Origin of the sequence: Chryseobacterium soli (genome assembly GCF_000737705.1) — a bacterium.
Lineage (GTDB): Bacteria > Bacteroidota > Bacteroidia > Flavobacteriales > Weeksellaceae > Chryseobacterium > Chryseobacterium soli.
The window spans coordinates 126,171-141,201 of the sequence record NZ_JPRH01000002.1 but is presented as its reverse complement, the minus strand read 5'-3'; the positions used below and the strand labels follow the sequence as shown (position 1 = coordinate 141,201).

Annotated in this window: 11 protein-coding genes; 6 read left to right on the top strand and 5 right to left on the bottom strand. The window is 36.6% G+C overall.

Annotation, left to right across the window (positions count from 1 at the left end):
- Window position 1: 1 nt before the first annotated feature.
- The 4 genes from IW15_RS05955 to IW15_RS05940 form a co-directional block, all read right to left on the bottom strand.
- Window positions 2-1,273: an ABC transporter permease gene (locus IW15_RS05955; RefSeq protein ID WP_034710019.1), complete on the bottom strand. Its 1,272-nt coding sequence runs from the start codon at window positions 1,271-1,273 to the stop codon at window positions 2-4.
- A gap of 99 nt (window positions 1,274-1,372) precedes the next feature.
- Window positions 1,373-2,602, bottom strand: a complete 1,230-nt coding sequence (locus IW15_RS05950) for an ABC transporter permease (RefSeq protein WP_034710018.1) — start codon at window positions 2,600-2,602, stop codon at window positions 1,373-1,375.
- Window positions 2,603-2,737: 135 nt separating this feature from the next.
- Complete coding sequence (locus IW15_RS05945; RefSeq protein ID WP_034710017.1) at window positions 2,738-3,088, bottom strand: four helix bundle protein; 351 nt, start codon at window positions 3,086-3,088, stop codon at window positions 2,738-2,740.
- A gap of 110 nt (window positions 3,089-3,198) precedes the next feature.
- Window positions 3,199-3,888, bottom strand: a complete 690-nt coding sequence (locus tag IW15_RS05940) for an ABC transporter ATP-binding protein (protein WP_034710016.1) — start codon at window positions 3,886-3,888, stop codon at window positions 3,199-3,201.
- 426 nt (window positions 3,889-4,314) lie between these two features.
- On the opposite strand from IW15_RS05940, the gene IW15_RS05935 reads away from it, so the two are divergent.
- The 5 genes from IW15_RS05935 to IW15_RS05915 all read left to right on the top strand — a co-directional run bounded on the left by IW15_RS05935 (window position 4,315) and on the right by IW15_RS05915 (window position 10,362).
- Window positions 4,315-5,289, top strand: a complete 975-nt coding sequence (locus IW15_RS05935; RefSeq protein WP_034710015.1) for a ribonucleotide-diphosphate reductase subunit beta — start codon at window positions 4,315-4,317, stop codon at window positions 5,287-5,289.
- A 212-nt stretch (window positions 5,290-5,501) separates the two neighbouring features.
- Entirely contained in the window at window positions 5,502-5,789 is a 288-nt protein-coding gene (locus IW15_RS05930; RefSeq protein WP_034710014.1) for a hypothetical protein, read from the top strand.
- A gap of 31 nt (window positions 5,790-5,820) precedes the next feature.
- Window positions 5,821-7,506: a ribonucleoside-diphosphate reductase subunit alpha gene (locus IW15_RS05925; RefSeq protein ID WP_228384318.1), complete on the top strand. Its 1,686-nt coding sequence runs from the start codon at window positions 5,821-5,823 to the stop codon at window positions 7,504-7,506.
- Between the two features lie 708 nt (window positions 7,507-8,214).
- Window positions 8,215-8,787: a hypothetical protein gene (locus IW15_RS05920; RefSeq protein ID WP_051881794.1), complete on the top strand. Its 573-nt coding sequence runs from the start codon at window positions 8,215-8,217 to the stop codon at window positions 8,785-8,787.
- A 6-nt stretch (window positions 8,788-8,793) separates the two neighbouring features.
- Complete coding sequence (locus IW15_RS05915; RefSeq protein ID WP_034710012.1) at window positions 8,794-10,362, top strand: hypothetical protein; 1,569 nt, start codon at window positions 8,794-8,796, stop codon at window positions 10,360-10,362.
- 147 nt (window positions 10,363-10,509) lie between these two features.
- Here the strand turns inward: IW15_RS05915 and IW15_RS05910 are convergent, their stop codons facing one another.
- Complete coding sequence (locus IW15_RS05910) at window positions 10,510-13,695, bottom strand: TonB-dependent receptor (RefSeq protein ID WP_034710293.1); 3,186 nt, start codon at window positions 13,693-13,695, stop codon at window positions 10,510-10,512.
- Between the two features lie 434 nt (window positions 13,696-14,129).
- Between IW15_RS05910 and IW15_RS05905 the strand changes: the two genes are divergently transcribed.
- A complete protein-coding gene (locus tag IW15_RS05905) occupies window positions 14,130-15,020 on the top strand; it encodes a DUF72 domain-containing protein (protein WP_034710011.1) in 891 nt (296 codons plus the stop codon).
- Window positions 15,021-15,031: the final 11 nt, after the last annotated feature.

Sequence of the window (15,031 nt, the reverse complement as noted above, 5' to 3'; positions counted from 1 at the left end):
CTTATTCAGTTCTCAATGCTTCAATCGGCCTGATCTTCACGGCTCTCTGCGCCGGAATCATTCCTATTAACAATCCTAAAATTACCATTACTGCCATCGCCCCAAACACATTCAGGTAGTTGACTGTCGGGTTGTAGAAAGGAAATGAATCCTGATTCTGCGTCACCATATTTAATATAATCAAAACAAAGATTCCCGACATGAATCCCAGCAGCCCCGAGGACAGTGTAATAACCACACTTTCCAGCAGAATCTGGTTTCTTACTTCAGCAGGTTTCGCTCCTAAGGCTCTTCTGATCCCGATTTCCTTGGTTCTTTCTTTTACCGTAATCAATAAAATGTTTGAAATGGCGATAACCCCTGCAAGAATCGTTAACGTTCCCACGATAATGGTTAAAAGCTGCATTCCGGTTAGGAAACCTGTCAGCTTTTTAAATTCTTTTCCCAGGTTGAAACTTCCAAAAGCGTTTGTATCTTCCGGTGAGACTTTATTTTTAGCTTTTAATGCAAGCTTTACTCTTTCTTCTACATCATTGACGTTGGCATTAGGTTTACTTACAATCGCAAACATATCAATCTTATCTCCCGCATTGTACATTTTAGTATACGTAGAAAGTGGAATAAAAATAGTCTGGTCATTTTCAAAGCCGCCTCCTTTTTTCACCCTGAAAACCCCTATGACATTAAAGAAAAGACCTTTAACATTGATGGATTTACCAATAGGATTTTCATTCTTTTTAGAATCAAAGAAGTTTTTATATACTTCTTCTCCAATAACAGCTACATTTTTATTTCCAGAAACATCCGCATCATTGATGTATCTTCCAAAAATAAGTTTTTTCTCAGAAATTTTATTTCCAACAGGATAATCTCCCGTAAGAGAATAGGTTCCGTTTTTCCCATTTCTGGACATGATTTCTCCCGGTGTACCTGTAAAACTTCCTCTTGCATTTTGCGGAGAGATATAATCAATTTCTGAAATTTTATTTTTAAGCATCTGAATATCGGGAAGGGTAAGATCCAGCTTTCTTCCTTTCGGGAAACCTTCATAAGGAATGTTTGTGTTTTGTGCCCAAAGAAAAATTGAATTCGTTGCAAATCCCGAGAACACTTTATCAAAACCGTTCTCCATTCCTTTTGCTGCCCCCAAGAGACTCACGTATAAAAACATCCCCCAGCCCACACCAATCATGGTAAGGAATGTTCGAAGCTTATTATTCCGCAACGAATAATAAATCTCCTGCCAAGTATCTTTTTTAAATAAAATATTCACTTTCTTGAGTTATAAGTTATATGATGATCTCTAAAGGATTCATCTATTGATTGATCTTTGAGTCTGCTTATCAATTTTCTTTGTTACTATTCGCAGCAATTATTCTGTTCTTAATGCTTCGATAGGTTTAATCTTTGAAGCTCTGTATGCCGGAACAAATCCCGCAATAAGACCGGATAAAACCAAAGCAATAAAGGCCATAATAATAGTTCCCCAGCCCACACTCGGACTTTTGATAAAATATTCTTCCAGATTATCTCCAATTAAATTTAAAGCCAATACTCCAATTCCTACTCCTACAAAACCTGAAATTACCGTAATGACGACACTCTCCTGGACAATTAAGGCAACGATACTTCCGGGTTTTGCACCGATAGCTTTTCGTACACCAATTTCCTTGGTCCTTTCTTTTACGATATACACCATAATATTGCTGATCCCAATGATTCCTGCCAGCAAAGTTCCAAGACCGATAAAAGTTACAATAGCAGTAATCACAGCCATAAACATAAATGTATCATTCATATTTTTAGCGTTGTTCCATACCCGCACTCCGTTTTCGTCATCAGGAGATACACTTTTTCTGGACTTCAGTTTATCTTTTAATTCATCACCGTATTTTATGGCTGCTGCGGGAGTCAGTTTATCACTATAAGCAATGAATATTGTACTCACGGTATCAGAACCCTTTTTCATCTGCTGCAACGTGCTGATAGGAACGGTAATATGTCGTTCGTCAGAATCTCCGCCATCATCAGAGAAAACTCCTACAATTTTAAACATCGTTCCATTGATATTCAATTCTTTTCCGACAGGGCTTCCGTTCTTAATCAAATCCCGCTGTACCATTCTTCCGATAACGGCAACATTCTGCTTTCTTTCCAGGTCCATTGGACTTAGGTAACGGCCTTCCAGCATTTTTCTGTTTTCGGTAAACTGCTCCTGTGGATCAGCACCATTTACCTGGTAGGTTCCACTTTCTTTTCCATACTTGATCATTAAGCTGGATGAATACCTTGGAGTGGCATAGCCAACATTTTCTTTGTCTGTATTTACCAGGAAATCGTAGTCATCATTATTCATGGTAACCTTTCTGTCAGACTGCAGTCCTTTGTAGGCCAGCGTAGTTTTTCCTGTATAAATGGAAATAAGATTCTGGGCATCTCTGGTAAATCCTTCTGTAAAGGCATTTTGCAGCCCCGTCCCTATTCCAAAGAGAACGATGAAGATAAATAAACCTAAAGCCACCGTAAACCCCGAAAGTACCGTCCGCAATACATTACTGCGGATAGAACTGAATATTTCCTGCCAACGATCTAGGTCAAACATAGTTTTGTTTTTTACTTTATAAAAAAGTCAATTAAAATTAAATTGTGAATATTCTTCAAAGTCAATTCACTGCGTTGTCAATTTTTTCTCCTCTTGTGAATTTCACCTGCCCAATAAAATTCAGCATCATTTTGACTATTTTAACATTCCACTTAATAAAATGAAAGTTGTTTTTATTAATTTTCCTGTTTTTTCTAAATTCTCTCTTTCAATATACTTACATTCAATAGCTATATCAAAACATGAATCTAATTCTATTACCGAACCTCTTGCAATTTCAAAATACCTTTTTCTTTCGGTCTCGGATTTTCTTGAACAACCTTCTGTAATATTCAATACCACTGAAGTTGAAGCTCTTCTTATCTGATCTGTTAAATTAAATCTTTCACTATCCGGAAGTCTTGATAACATTTGATAACATTCAAACCTTAATTCCCTTGCCGATTTATAAACATCGAGTTTATAATGATTGAGATCTAAAAACATTTTTATTCTTTTTCAAATTTGTGATTTATTATATATGACGAACTATTCAATTTTTCACAAACATAAAAATTCACTTGCGAAGCAAAATTGACCATTCATCATTCACTTTCTTACAACACAATCTGCTTGATAAACTCATCGCTTTCAATAACTCCGTCTTTTAAAATAACGTTTCTTTTGGTTTGCGCTGCAACATCAGGTTCATGGGTAACCACAATAATGGTTTTCCCTTCGTTATTGATATCCTGAAGAAGCTTCATAATATCATGGGTAGTTTTGGAATCCAGGGCTCCCGTAGGCTCATCTGCCAGTACGATCTTGGGATCAGTAATCAAAGCTCTGGCAATAGCCACCCTTTGTTTCTGCCCTCCGGAAAGCTCATTCGGAAGGTGGGTTGCCCACTGGGCAAGGCCTACTTTCTCCAGATACTCCATCGCTTTTATGTTACGTTCTTTTCTGGGAACATTTTGATAATATAAAGGAAGAGCTACATTATCTAAGGCTGTTTTGTATCCAATCAAATTAAAAGACTGGAAAATAAATCCTAAAAATTTACTTCTGTATTCAGCTGCTTTTATTTCAGACAGATGCTCAATCGGAACGCCAGCCAGCTCATATATTCCTGAATCTTTTTCATCCAGAATACCAATAATATTAAGGAGTGTAGACTTTCCGGAACCGGAACTTCCCATAATGGAAACAAACTCGCCTTCGGAAATATTAAGATTAATTCCTTTGAGAACGTGCAACTTGCTTTTTCCTGTGTCGTACGATTTATTTAAATCCTGAATTACTAACATTAAGTGATGTATGTTTTATACCCAATAAGTAGACGATATATTCAATTTGTTACAAGAATAGCAATTTATTCAAATAAATTATTGTTTAACTCATTATGCATTTATTAATAGGTATTTACAGAATCCTGTTTAACCGTAAGTTTGCATTTTTATTCATTTTAGCTTCAGAACTGTGCTTAGACCATTATCAGCGCGACTTTCATGTAAATGTGGAAAACTTTTAGAGTTAAAACTCAACCAATTAGTATTTTCCCCTTTTTAAATCAGTTCTTTTTTTCGACCTTTGTGCTTCGCACGAAACAAAAAACAAAGACCCTTCTCCTGTGAAAAACTTTGAAATACAAGTTACGACAGATCAAGAAGTTGATTATTTTTTGAACGTTATCCACAGTCATGTAATTATTTTAATTTTAAAGACATTTTAATATGGGAATTTTTGATAAAAGAGTAAGCTATAAACCATTTGAATACCCTGAGGTTCTTCAATTTGTAGAGGCGATCAACAAATCGTTCTGGGTGCATTCGGAAGTGGACTTTACTGCAGATGTTCAGGATTTTCATTCGCAGTTAGAACCACACGAAAAAAATGCTGTGAAAAATGCATTGTTAGCCATTGCACAGATCGAGGTGTCTGTAAAGACATTCTGGGGAAACCTATACAACCACATGCCTAAACCTGAATTGAATGGCCTGGGTGCTACTTTTGCAGAATGTGAATTCCGTCATTCTGAAGCCTATTCCCGTCTGGTAGAAGTATTAGGATATAACGAAGAATTCTCTAATGTTATAGAAATTCCTGCTGTGAAAAAGAGAATTGATTTCTTAACAAACGTTTTGAAACACGCTAATTCTACCACTCCAAAAGAATATGTTTCTTCTCTTTTATTATTCAGCATCCTGATTGAAAATGTATCGCTTTTCTCACAATTCGCGATCATCCTTTCTTTCACAAGATTCAAAGGATACATGAAGAACGTTTCCAATATTATTGCATGGACTTCTATCGACGAGCAGATTCACGCGAATGGAGGAATCTACCTGATCAATAAAATTCGTGAAGAACAACCTGACCTGTTAACAGATTCTGATATTGAAGACATCTATACTTTGGTAGATCAGTCTATTGAATTGGAAGGTGAAATTATCGAATGGATCTTCGAATTAGGAGAATTTAATTTCTTCACCAAAGAAGATCTGTTAAACTTCATGAAATACCGTGTTGACGACAGTTTAAAGAAAATCAATATGGATACACGTTATAACATCACTCCTGAACAATATCGTCCAATGAAGTGGTTTGAAGAAGAAGTTTTCGCCAACTCTATGGATGATTTCTTCGCAAAAAGACCGGTAGATTATACAAAACACGATAAGAGTATTACAGCGAACGATTTGTTTTAATGATGAAGGCGCGAGCAAAGCGAGCGTCAAAACAGATAGTATTAGCGTTTTTGTCATTCTGAATGAAGAATTTCATCTTAATATTCTTAAAACTTAAATCATCCTTAATGGTTAAAATTTAAAATACTAAGAAATAGTTAAGAAATCAAAATTATCAAGAGATTGCTTCGTTCCTCGCAATGACAACCAGATTAAATATTAAAACATAAATAATGATCAACGTAATCGTATCTTACACCGTTAAACCGGAATTTGTTACCGAAAACAAAACCAATATCCAAAAGTTTCTGGATGATTTCAAAAATTTAGATCAGGAAACCTTTGAATATAAAGTGTATATAAAAGAAGATGACGTTACATTTTTACATTACTCCAATTATATCAATGAAGAAGTACAGCATGAGGTTTTGAACGTACCTTCTTTTAAGGAATTTCAAAAATTAAGAGACGAAAGCGGACTGAATGGTTCCCACAAAATAGAAATTTTACAATCAATATAAGCAATACAAAATTCCTGAGAATGATAAAACCATCCGGGAATTCGAAAATATAACATCTATGGAAGAGCAAAATTCAAATATATGGTGGCTCAATGAAGAGTCTGAGCAAATGCTGAACAGAGGATATCTGTTAAAAGGAGAAACTGTAGACGGAGCTATCGACAGAATCACCACTGCTGCTGCAAAAAAATTATACAAGCCTGAATTACAGCCGGCTTTCAAGGAAATGATCACAAAAGGATGGATCAGTTTTTCTTCTCCTGTCTGGGCCAATATGGGAACACAGAGAGGACTTCCGATCTCATGTTTCAACGTTCATATTCCGGACAGTATTGAAGGAATTACCCACAAAATGGGTGAGGTGATCATGCAGACAAAAATCGGAGGAGGAACTTCAGGGTATTTCGGAGAACTTCGTAACCGAGGAACTGCAGTAACCGATAATGGAAAATCTTCAGGAGCTGTATCTTTTATGAAACTGTTTGATACAGCAATGGATGTTGTTTCTCAGGGCGGAGTAAGAAGAGGTGCTTTTGCTGCTTATTTGGATATCGACCACGGTGATATTGAAGAATTCTTATCTATCAAAGATATCGGAAGTCCGATTCAGAACCTGTTCACAGGGATCTGTGTACCGGATTACTGGATGCAGGATATGATCGATGGCGACATGGACAAACGTAAAATCTGGGCGAGAGTACTGGAAAGCCGTCAACAAAAAGGCCTTCCTTATATTTTCTTTACAGATAACGTTAACAGAAACAAGCCGCAGGTTTATAAGGATCTGGGAATGCCTGTAAATGCAAGTAACCTGTGTTCTGAAATCATGCTTCCTTCCACCAGAGAAGAATCTTTCATCTGCTGTCTGTCTTCTATGAACTTAGAATTGTATGATGAATGGAAAGATACGGACGCTGTAAAACTTGCCGTTTACTTCCTGGATGCTGTTTTAACTGAATTTATCGAAAAAACAGAAGGTAATTACTACCTGCAGGGAGCAAGAAACTTTGCATTACGTCACAGAGCACTGGGCTTAGGAGTATTGGGATACCATTCTTATTTACAGAAAAACATGATTCCATTTGAAAGTTTTGAGGCAACCCAGTTCAACGCAAGAGCTTTCAGACATATCAAAGAACAGGCAGAAACTGCTTCAAGAGAATTGGCCAATATCTATGGAGAACCTGAATTATTGAAAGGTTATGGATTGAGAAATACCACGACTATGGCTATTGCTCCTACAACTTCAAGTTCAGCGATTCTGGGACAAACTTCTCCGGGAATTGAACCTTTTGCCTCTAACTATTATAAAGCGGGCTTAGCGAAAGGAAACTTTATGCGTAAGAACAAATATCTGGCAAAATTACTGGAAGAAAAAGGATTGGATAACGAAGAAACCTGGAGAACAATTATGCTAAATCACGGTTCTGTTCAGCATTTAACGGAACTTAGCGATGAAGAAAAAGCAGTATTCAAAACATTTAAAGAAATCTCTCCAATGGAGATCATTTCACAGGCTGCCCAAAGACAACAGTATATTGACCAGGCGCAGTCACTGAACTTACAGATTCCTTCTACAATGCCTGTAAAAGATGTAAATTACCTCTATATCGAAGCATGGAAAAAAGGAGTGAAGACTTTATATTACCAAAGAAGTTCTTCTGTTTCTAAAGAAATGATGGTCAATTTTGTAAGCTGTTCTGCTTGTGAAGCATAATATGGAACAATAATAAACATCAATATAGTACCAAAGCACGCTTTTTTAGCGTGCTTTTTTATTGTATTTAATATTTTAATATAAATTTAATATTGGGGTACAAAAATCTATTTTCTCTTCACACTCTATTAACACTGAAAATATCAGGTATCCATTCCCCAAGCAGTGAATCAAACCCCTGTAGCACTGAACTTTAGCTGTTTTTTGAAACAATTTTTACATATATTTGCTTAAATTCATCATATACTATAATATTTAACATAATGTTAATCAATAATAAAATATGCATTGAATAATAAAAAGGGTAAATCATGAATTTTATGATTTCTATTGAAATATGTATTAAGATGAATATTTTTTTAACAAATATGAAGAGATTAAAAAAATTGAATATTTACAAGCAAAATCTATAAATAAGTTAAAATAATACATTTTGCATTTCAACTAAAAAATTCAAACATAATAAAAACACACACCATAACAGATGAATCCCAAAATGCATGAATAGAGCCCAAAAACACACAAAAAACACCTACACAAATCACTAAACAATGAATTTAAATTCAATAAGAGATAAAAATTTAAATTAATCATAAACAAATATCAATTTATAATATAAAATACACAAATTAATCAAATTAAACAATTAATTTTCTATTGGCAAGAAGTTTGCTAATAGTACAAACACACAAAAAAATTATTTCGAAAATGTACAAAATTATTACAGCAATGTTGGTAATGGCTTTTTGTTCCATGACCGCACAGGTGGGTATTAATACCTCTACCCCTGACCCAAGCTCAGCTTTAGATGTTACTAGTACTTCTAAAGGGGTTTTACTCCCAAGAATAAGCAATCTTTCATCGGTTACTAATCCTGCAACAGGACTGGTCATTTTTGATACCAATAAGAAATGTATCAGTCAGAATGTAGGAACTCCTGCAGCTCCGGACTGGGCATGTCTTTCTCCCAATGCTACCAGGTTTTTCTATATGCCGAGTATAGTATTTGACACGACAACTACCGGAACAGGACAAACAAAGGATTTATACACTTTGTATAAAAATCAGTTTTCGAATGTACCGACTAATGCGAGAAGCGCATCTGCTCCAGCCACGATCCCGTTTTTTCCGAATGCAACAGATTTATATTATTATGTAACGGGCTATGATGCCACTGTTTTCAAAATAAACAGCATCAGCAGCACGGGTGTATTAAATTATGATGTTTTATCGAATGCTACTTCAGCCTCTTTCATCAACATCGTATTTGTCGTAAAATAAACAGCCATGAAAAAGAATTTTACAAGGCCATCATTGATGAGCCTGGTTCTCGTACTGCTTACACATTTCGTGTATGCACAGACAGACAGTACTGAAGTGGCCAGTATTTATGGGTTTTATTCCTATTCAAGTTCGCTGATGAATGCTTCTTCAGCACCGGAACTTTCGATACAGGGAAATGCCTCATATACTGCTACAGGAGTACAGCTTACGCCTGCAAGTTCAGGACAGTTTGGAGGATTATTTATCAACGGAAGAACTTTTACTTCCGTAAACGGACTTCATGTTGAATTTGAATATGACATGAAAAACGGAACACCGCTAAGCGGGACCTATGGAGATGGTTTATCATTCTTTCTTTATGACGGGGCTATAACAAACCCCACTATCGGATCACCAGGTGCAGGTCTAGGGTATGCTTACAACAGAGCAAAGGATACTTACGCATCGCTAAGAAAAGCAGGTTTATCAGGAGGATACCTGGGGATTGGTCTGGATGAGTTCGGAAATTTTAAGTCCAAGCGTTTTCAGGGTGATGCCAGAGTAAATGGTATTGCTGGGGTAACCTGGAGCCAGGCGACAAGTCATGTTTCTTTAAGGGGAGCAATGGGTGCTGCTATCAATTCTAATGGATTAGGTACAGGATTTACAGGATATCCTCTTTTGGTTACCCGATCTACCTTAAGCAATACAGGAACCGTGGGATTGGCTTTACAAAATGACAGAAGCTATCTGGCTACTTCAAATACATTAACATCAGTTTTTGATCTCAGAAACAATGCCGGAGAATTCAGGAAAGTATACCTTGATCTTATTCCACATTTTATTACTCCTACTACTACAGATGGATTTGATATCAAAGTGGATATTCAGACAACCCAGGGCGGAACACCGGTGAATGTCATCAACTATTATCATTATAAAACTTCGGTGCCTTATACTGAAAATGCAAATCCACAGGTAACTGATTTTAATACTTCAGATGTTGAGGGGTCGGCTACTAATCAGACCTTGAATGCAACAGTACCTTCAGTTTTAAAGCTTGGTTTTGCAGCTTCTACAGGAGCAGCATATCAACAGCATATTATCCGAAATGTAAAACTTACTCTTCCTTATGCCGCTGTGGCTAATGATGATGTGACTTCTACCTGTAAACTTCAGCCAGTCAATATTCCGGTTTTCAGTAATGATATCGCTTATAAAGGTCCGATCAGTATTACAACTCCTCCAACGGGAAGCAATGCCAATATTGATTACTCAACCTTCAGTTTTACAAAAAGCAGCGATACGGATCTAACATTGTACCGCAAAAAAGTGACTGCCCAAGGAACATGGACCTATAATAAATCTACAGGTATTGTGACTTTTAATCCTTCAAGCGGATTTACAGGAACAGCAACGATGACGTATACGATAAAAGGAAAAACAGTAAAAGATTCAAGCGGAAACATTATTGAACCCTATGGAGATACCGCTTACAGATCTGTTCCAGGTACCATTACCGTTAATTTAAAAACTACAGGTTGTATCTATTCGGTTGTTTCCAACAGAATGGTAACACAAGGTGTAAAATAAAACATATTCTGCCATACAGAAGCAATATAAAAACCATAGGAATTTCTATGGTTTTTGTTTTTTTAAATAAGTAAAATCCTAAGGCATCTTTATAAAAAAGGCCCGGAAAGAAAATCCGGACCCCTTGAAAGAATATATAAAGTAAAATTAAAAATTGTATCGAACTCCAAGCTGAGCCTGGAACCTTGACGCAAACTGGTCAATAGTATAAGGCAATCCTGGTTTTGTAAAATTATAAGTAGGATCTCCTGCGGCAGTTTGTCCTGCTGCTACATTTCCTACTTTCGTTAATCCTACACTGGCTGTGGAATTAAAGGTATTAGGTACAAAATATACTTTCCCCCAATCTTTATTCAACAGATTCGTAAGGTTGATGATGCTTAATGAAATCTGAATATTATTTTTAGATTTTTCACTTAATCTTATCTCATCCATGATTCTGAAATCGGCCTGGATATTCCACGGAGTATTATCACCATTACGTTCTGTAAACTTTCCTCGTCGGGAGCTTAAATATTTACTTCCATTAACAAAGTTTTCATAATCCGCGATCTGCTGCTGGGCCGTAACCACTACATTTCCTGATGCATCTTTTATAGGCACAATATATTTTGCCGCTTCAGTCGCATCCTTAAAGATATAAGCCAATCCTGCTGCCTGTCCCGTATTGGCAATCGTACTGTTTACAAATCCCCATGAGAAAGGATTTCCTGATTGTGCATTGAAGTATACATTCGCAGACAATCTGTTGGATTTCGAAACATTGAAGGCATATCCAAGGTTAGCAACCACTCTGTTTTTGATCGCGAAATTGGAAGTTGTCAATTTAGGATCATTAGGAGTCAGCGACTGATTCATCTGCCAGTTACTTTCCATAGAGTTTCGGATTCCATTGGTAATATCTTTTGCATCACCGTATGTATAAGCGGCAAAGAAATTAAACCCGAAACTGTACGCTTTTGAAATCTGTGCCGTCACATTATACCGGTATCCTTCTTTGGTATTGGATAAAAGATAGGCATTAGAAAAATTACTATTGATATTGGTGGTGTAAATCGGCATCTCATGATTCACATCATAGCTGTAATACGTTACATTGTCTGTTTTGTTTACCTGCTGGAACTTCAGATCGTAAAGTACTTTCGTATAAATTCCTTCTAAGGTTAGTTTATATCCTGCGAATGTGTAATCCAGGGCTAATGAACTTCTCCATACTCTTGGCATTTTAAAATTGTTATCGATAAGATCCACCTGCACTTTGGAAGAATTCTGCCATTTCGGGAAATTTCCGCTTACCAAAGGATCTCCATTCGTTGCAAGCTGTGCGGCAGTCGGTGCATTATAATCATAGCTGCCAAAACCTACCCCGTCATTATAATAGGCGTATCCCAGCCATGCAAAAGGTATTCTTCCCACAAAGATTCCGGAACCTCCTCTTACTACCACAGAACGGTCTTCTGTAACATCCCACGTAAATCCTAATCTTGGAGAAAGTGTCGGTTTAGTTAGATAATCATTATTGAGCTGGCTCAGTGGTGTATAGGTATAAGTATTTCCGTAATTAGGATCTGCAGGAGAACTCGTCACCTTCGGGCTTAAAAGAGGCTTATTCGGCAGATCAGTATAATCCACTCTCACTCCCGGAGACAATCTCAGTCTTCCTAAATTAATTTCATCCTGGAAATATAAGGAAAGAAGATTTACTTTATACTGTGCATACGGATTATCGAAAATCGTCTGTCTGCTATCTCCGTTGAATGGATACGTACCTCTGATTCTGGCAGGATTGGAATTATAAAAATCCGCTAGGCTTTTGTAAGAAATTCTTCCGTTAAGAGCATTTACAAAACCGTAATCAATATTATATAATTCATTGTGTGTTCCTAATAAGAACGTATGATTCCCTGTTTTATAGGTCAGGTTATCTGTGATCTCAAAAGTTTTCTGTTTCATGTTAAAAACAGTAGCTTCTCTGTCATTTCCTAATAAAATAGTTCCGCCGTTATAGGCAATTTCCACCTGTGGAAACATGTTATTGGTAGAAGTAGGATCTCTGTAATCATGAATAGAAGAATATCCCAATACCAAATTATTATTCCATTTATCATTGAAACGGCTCTTTAATTCTAAAGTCGTTGAAGAAGAGGTGTTTTTCTGGATAAAATCCATGCTGGAAAATCTGAAATTGGCTCCATCCCTTTCAAGATTTGAAGCCTGAGAAAACACAGTGTTATTCTTAATGGATAAAGTATTCTTATCGTTGATCTTCCAATCTAATTTATTAAACATCTTAGCACTTTCCGAGAAGTTGGTATACTGATCAAAACTTCCTACATTAAAATTATATTTATTTCGTACAAAGTCAGAAATCTGTTGAGCAACTGTATTGCTTACCAAAGCATTGGGGTCGCCTGCATTATAAAAAACCGGGTCTGTTCGTTTCGTATACTCAAAGTTGCTGAAAAGAAAAACCTTATCCTTTACCACAGGAAGTCCTACTCTTCCCCCGTAAATAAAATCTTCAAAAGAATTCGGCATCTTAGAATTGTCTCCCACTCTGTTTTTTCCTGTAATAGAAGCATTTCTTCCATACACATACATCGATCCCGTCACATCATTACTTCCGCTTCGGGTTACAGCATTGATACTTCCGCCAAGAAAATTTCCCAGCTTTACATCATAAGGAGCAATGTACACCTGAACATCCTGGATAGCATCTAAACTTATAGAATTGGAACGGGTACTGCTCCCGGGCATCCCCGAAGTTCCTGTCTGCCCTCCCAAAGATGGACTGAAACCGATAGCATCATTATTAATAGATCCATCAATCGTTACGTTATTATATCGGAAATTGGTTCCGTTAAAAGAGTTATTGGCACTTTGCGGTACAAGTTTCGTCACATCCTGAATTCCTCTGTTGATATTGGGAAGTCCGGAAATCTGAGCCTGGCTGATTCCGACTCCATTTTTTACACTTGTTCTCTTGGAAGTAATTTTAACTTCATCAATGGTTTTCTCCCCATTATTGATCTCCACTACCGGCAGATCATTATTTCCTAACGAAAGCTGGACGTTGGTATTAGAATAAACGATTTGTGAGCCATCAGAAATCACAATACTATACGGACCTCCCGGCTGCAGGTTATCCAGACTAAACTGCCCCTTGCTGTTACTTTTTGTTTCAAAAGTACTATTGGTAGGCACGTGAATTACTTTTACAGTAAGCTCCGAACTTGTTCCTTTCAGCCTTCCAAAAATCTTAGAGGTAGTTTCCTGTGAAAATGCAAAGCCGAAGGACAATAAAGCAAAAGCACAGATCAGTTTTTTTTTCATTTTTTTACTTCTTATTTCTAGGGCAAAATTAGATTCCCTGCTGATGAAGTATGGTAACATACAATTAACATTATGTAACACAAAGTTTAATATTTCCTTAAAAAAAACTTAATAAGGTTAGACAATCTTTTAATTCAGGAATATTTTAAGCCTATAAAAATCAGCTTACTCCGCCTATTAAAGACTTTTCGTGATATGAACACAATGTGAACAGGAAGAATAAATCCCGGATTGTTAAGAATTAGCCGTTCCTCTTTCTAAAAACTTCTATGAAAATAGTCTGTTGATTAGAATGATGTAATTTTCTAACAAAAAAGTAAAAAACACTCATTACAGAAGACGCTGACAGGGATCATTTTAACGCCAAAACCATAGAATTTTCTATTGTTTTGTTTTATATTTGTTATATCATATAATACCTAAAAATCACTCATATGAAATTCGGACAAGTAGAAGACCCTTCAAAAATAGATTTTACGTTACCAAAAGATCATCCCAGAACGAAAGAAATTTTAAATCAAAACAAAAAAGGACTGGAAACCCTTTCTGTAGGATGTGCAAAATGGAATAAAACCGACCTTAAAGGCTTTTATCCGAAAGGAACGAAAGATGAACTGACGTATTATGCGACCCAGTTTAATTCTATAGAACTGAACGCTACTTTTTACGGAATGCCGACTTCGGATCAGGTAATCACCTGGAAGGAAAAAACCCCTGCTGATTTTAAGTTTTTCCCAAAAATAACCAATACGGTTTCCCATTTCAGAAGACTGATTGATGTTACAGATCCTGTAACTCACTTTGCATCCGCAGTAATAAATTTTGATGAAAAACTGGGAATGGCTTTTCTCCAGCTTCATGATAATTTTAAACCTAAAGATTACGACAGGCTTGAAAAATTTGTCAAGGAATGGCCGAAAGAAGTTCCTTTAGCCATTGAACTCCGAAATACAGAATGGTTTACCGACGAAAACATCCTGAATACCACCTGCGAGCTCTTTGAAGCCCACAATATCACGAACATCATTGTAGATACGGCCGGAAGAAGAGATATGCTTCATATGCGCCTTACCACTCCCAGCGCTTTCATCCGGTATGTAGGAGCTAATGCAGAAAGTGATTATGAAAGATTGGATGACTGGCTCGAGCATCTTACAAAATGGAAGAAGGAAGGACTGCAGAATCTTTACTTTTTTGTTCACCAGAATATTGAAAAAGCATCCCCTCTATTATCTGCCTATTTCATCAAAAAATTGAATGAAAAGTGGAAAACTGATCTTCCGGTCCCACAAATGGCGACTGAAAGTACAGGAACTTTGTTTTAAACAAATAAAAA

Coding starts and splice junctions, on each gene's coding strand:
- IW15_RS05920 (WP_051881794.1), top strand. CDS start 8,215: ATGTACAAAATTATTACAGCAATGTTGGTAATGGCTTTTTGTTCCATG.
- IW15_RS05940 (WP_034710016.1), bottom strand. CDS start 3,888: ATGTTAGTAATTCAGGATTTAAATAAATCGTACGACACAGGAAAAAGC.
- IW15_RS05935 (WP_034710015.1), top strand. CDS start 4,315: ATGGGAATTTTTGATAAAAGAGTAAGCTATAAACCATTTGAATACCCT.
- IW15_RS05950 (WP_034710018.1), bottom strand. CDS start 2,602: ATGTTTGACCTAGATCGTTGGCAGGAAATATTCAGTTCTATCCGCAGT.
- IW15_RS05930 (WP_034710014.1), top strand. CDS start 5,502: ATGATCAACGTAATCGTATCTTACACCGTTAAACCGGAATTTGTTACC.
- IW15_RS05915 (WP_034710012.1), top strand. CDS start 8,794: ATGAAAAAGAATTTTACAAGGCCATCATTGATGAGCCTGGTTCTCGTA.
- IW15_RS05945 (WP_034710017.1), bottom strand. CDS start 3,088: ATGTTTTTAGATCTCAATCATTATAAACTCGATGTTTATAAATCGGCA.
- IW15_RS05905 (WP_034710011.1), top strand. CDS start 14,130: ATGAAATTCGGACAAGTAGAAGACCCTTCAAAAATAGATTTTACGTTA.
- IW15_RS05910 (WP_034710293.1), bottom strand. CDS start 13,695: ATGAAAAAAAAACTGATCTGTGCTTTTGCTTTATTGTCCTTCGGCTTT.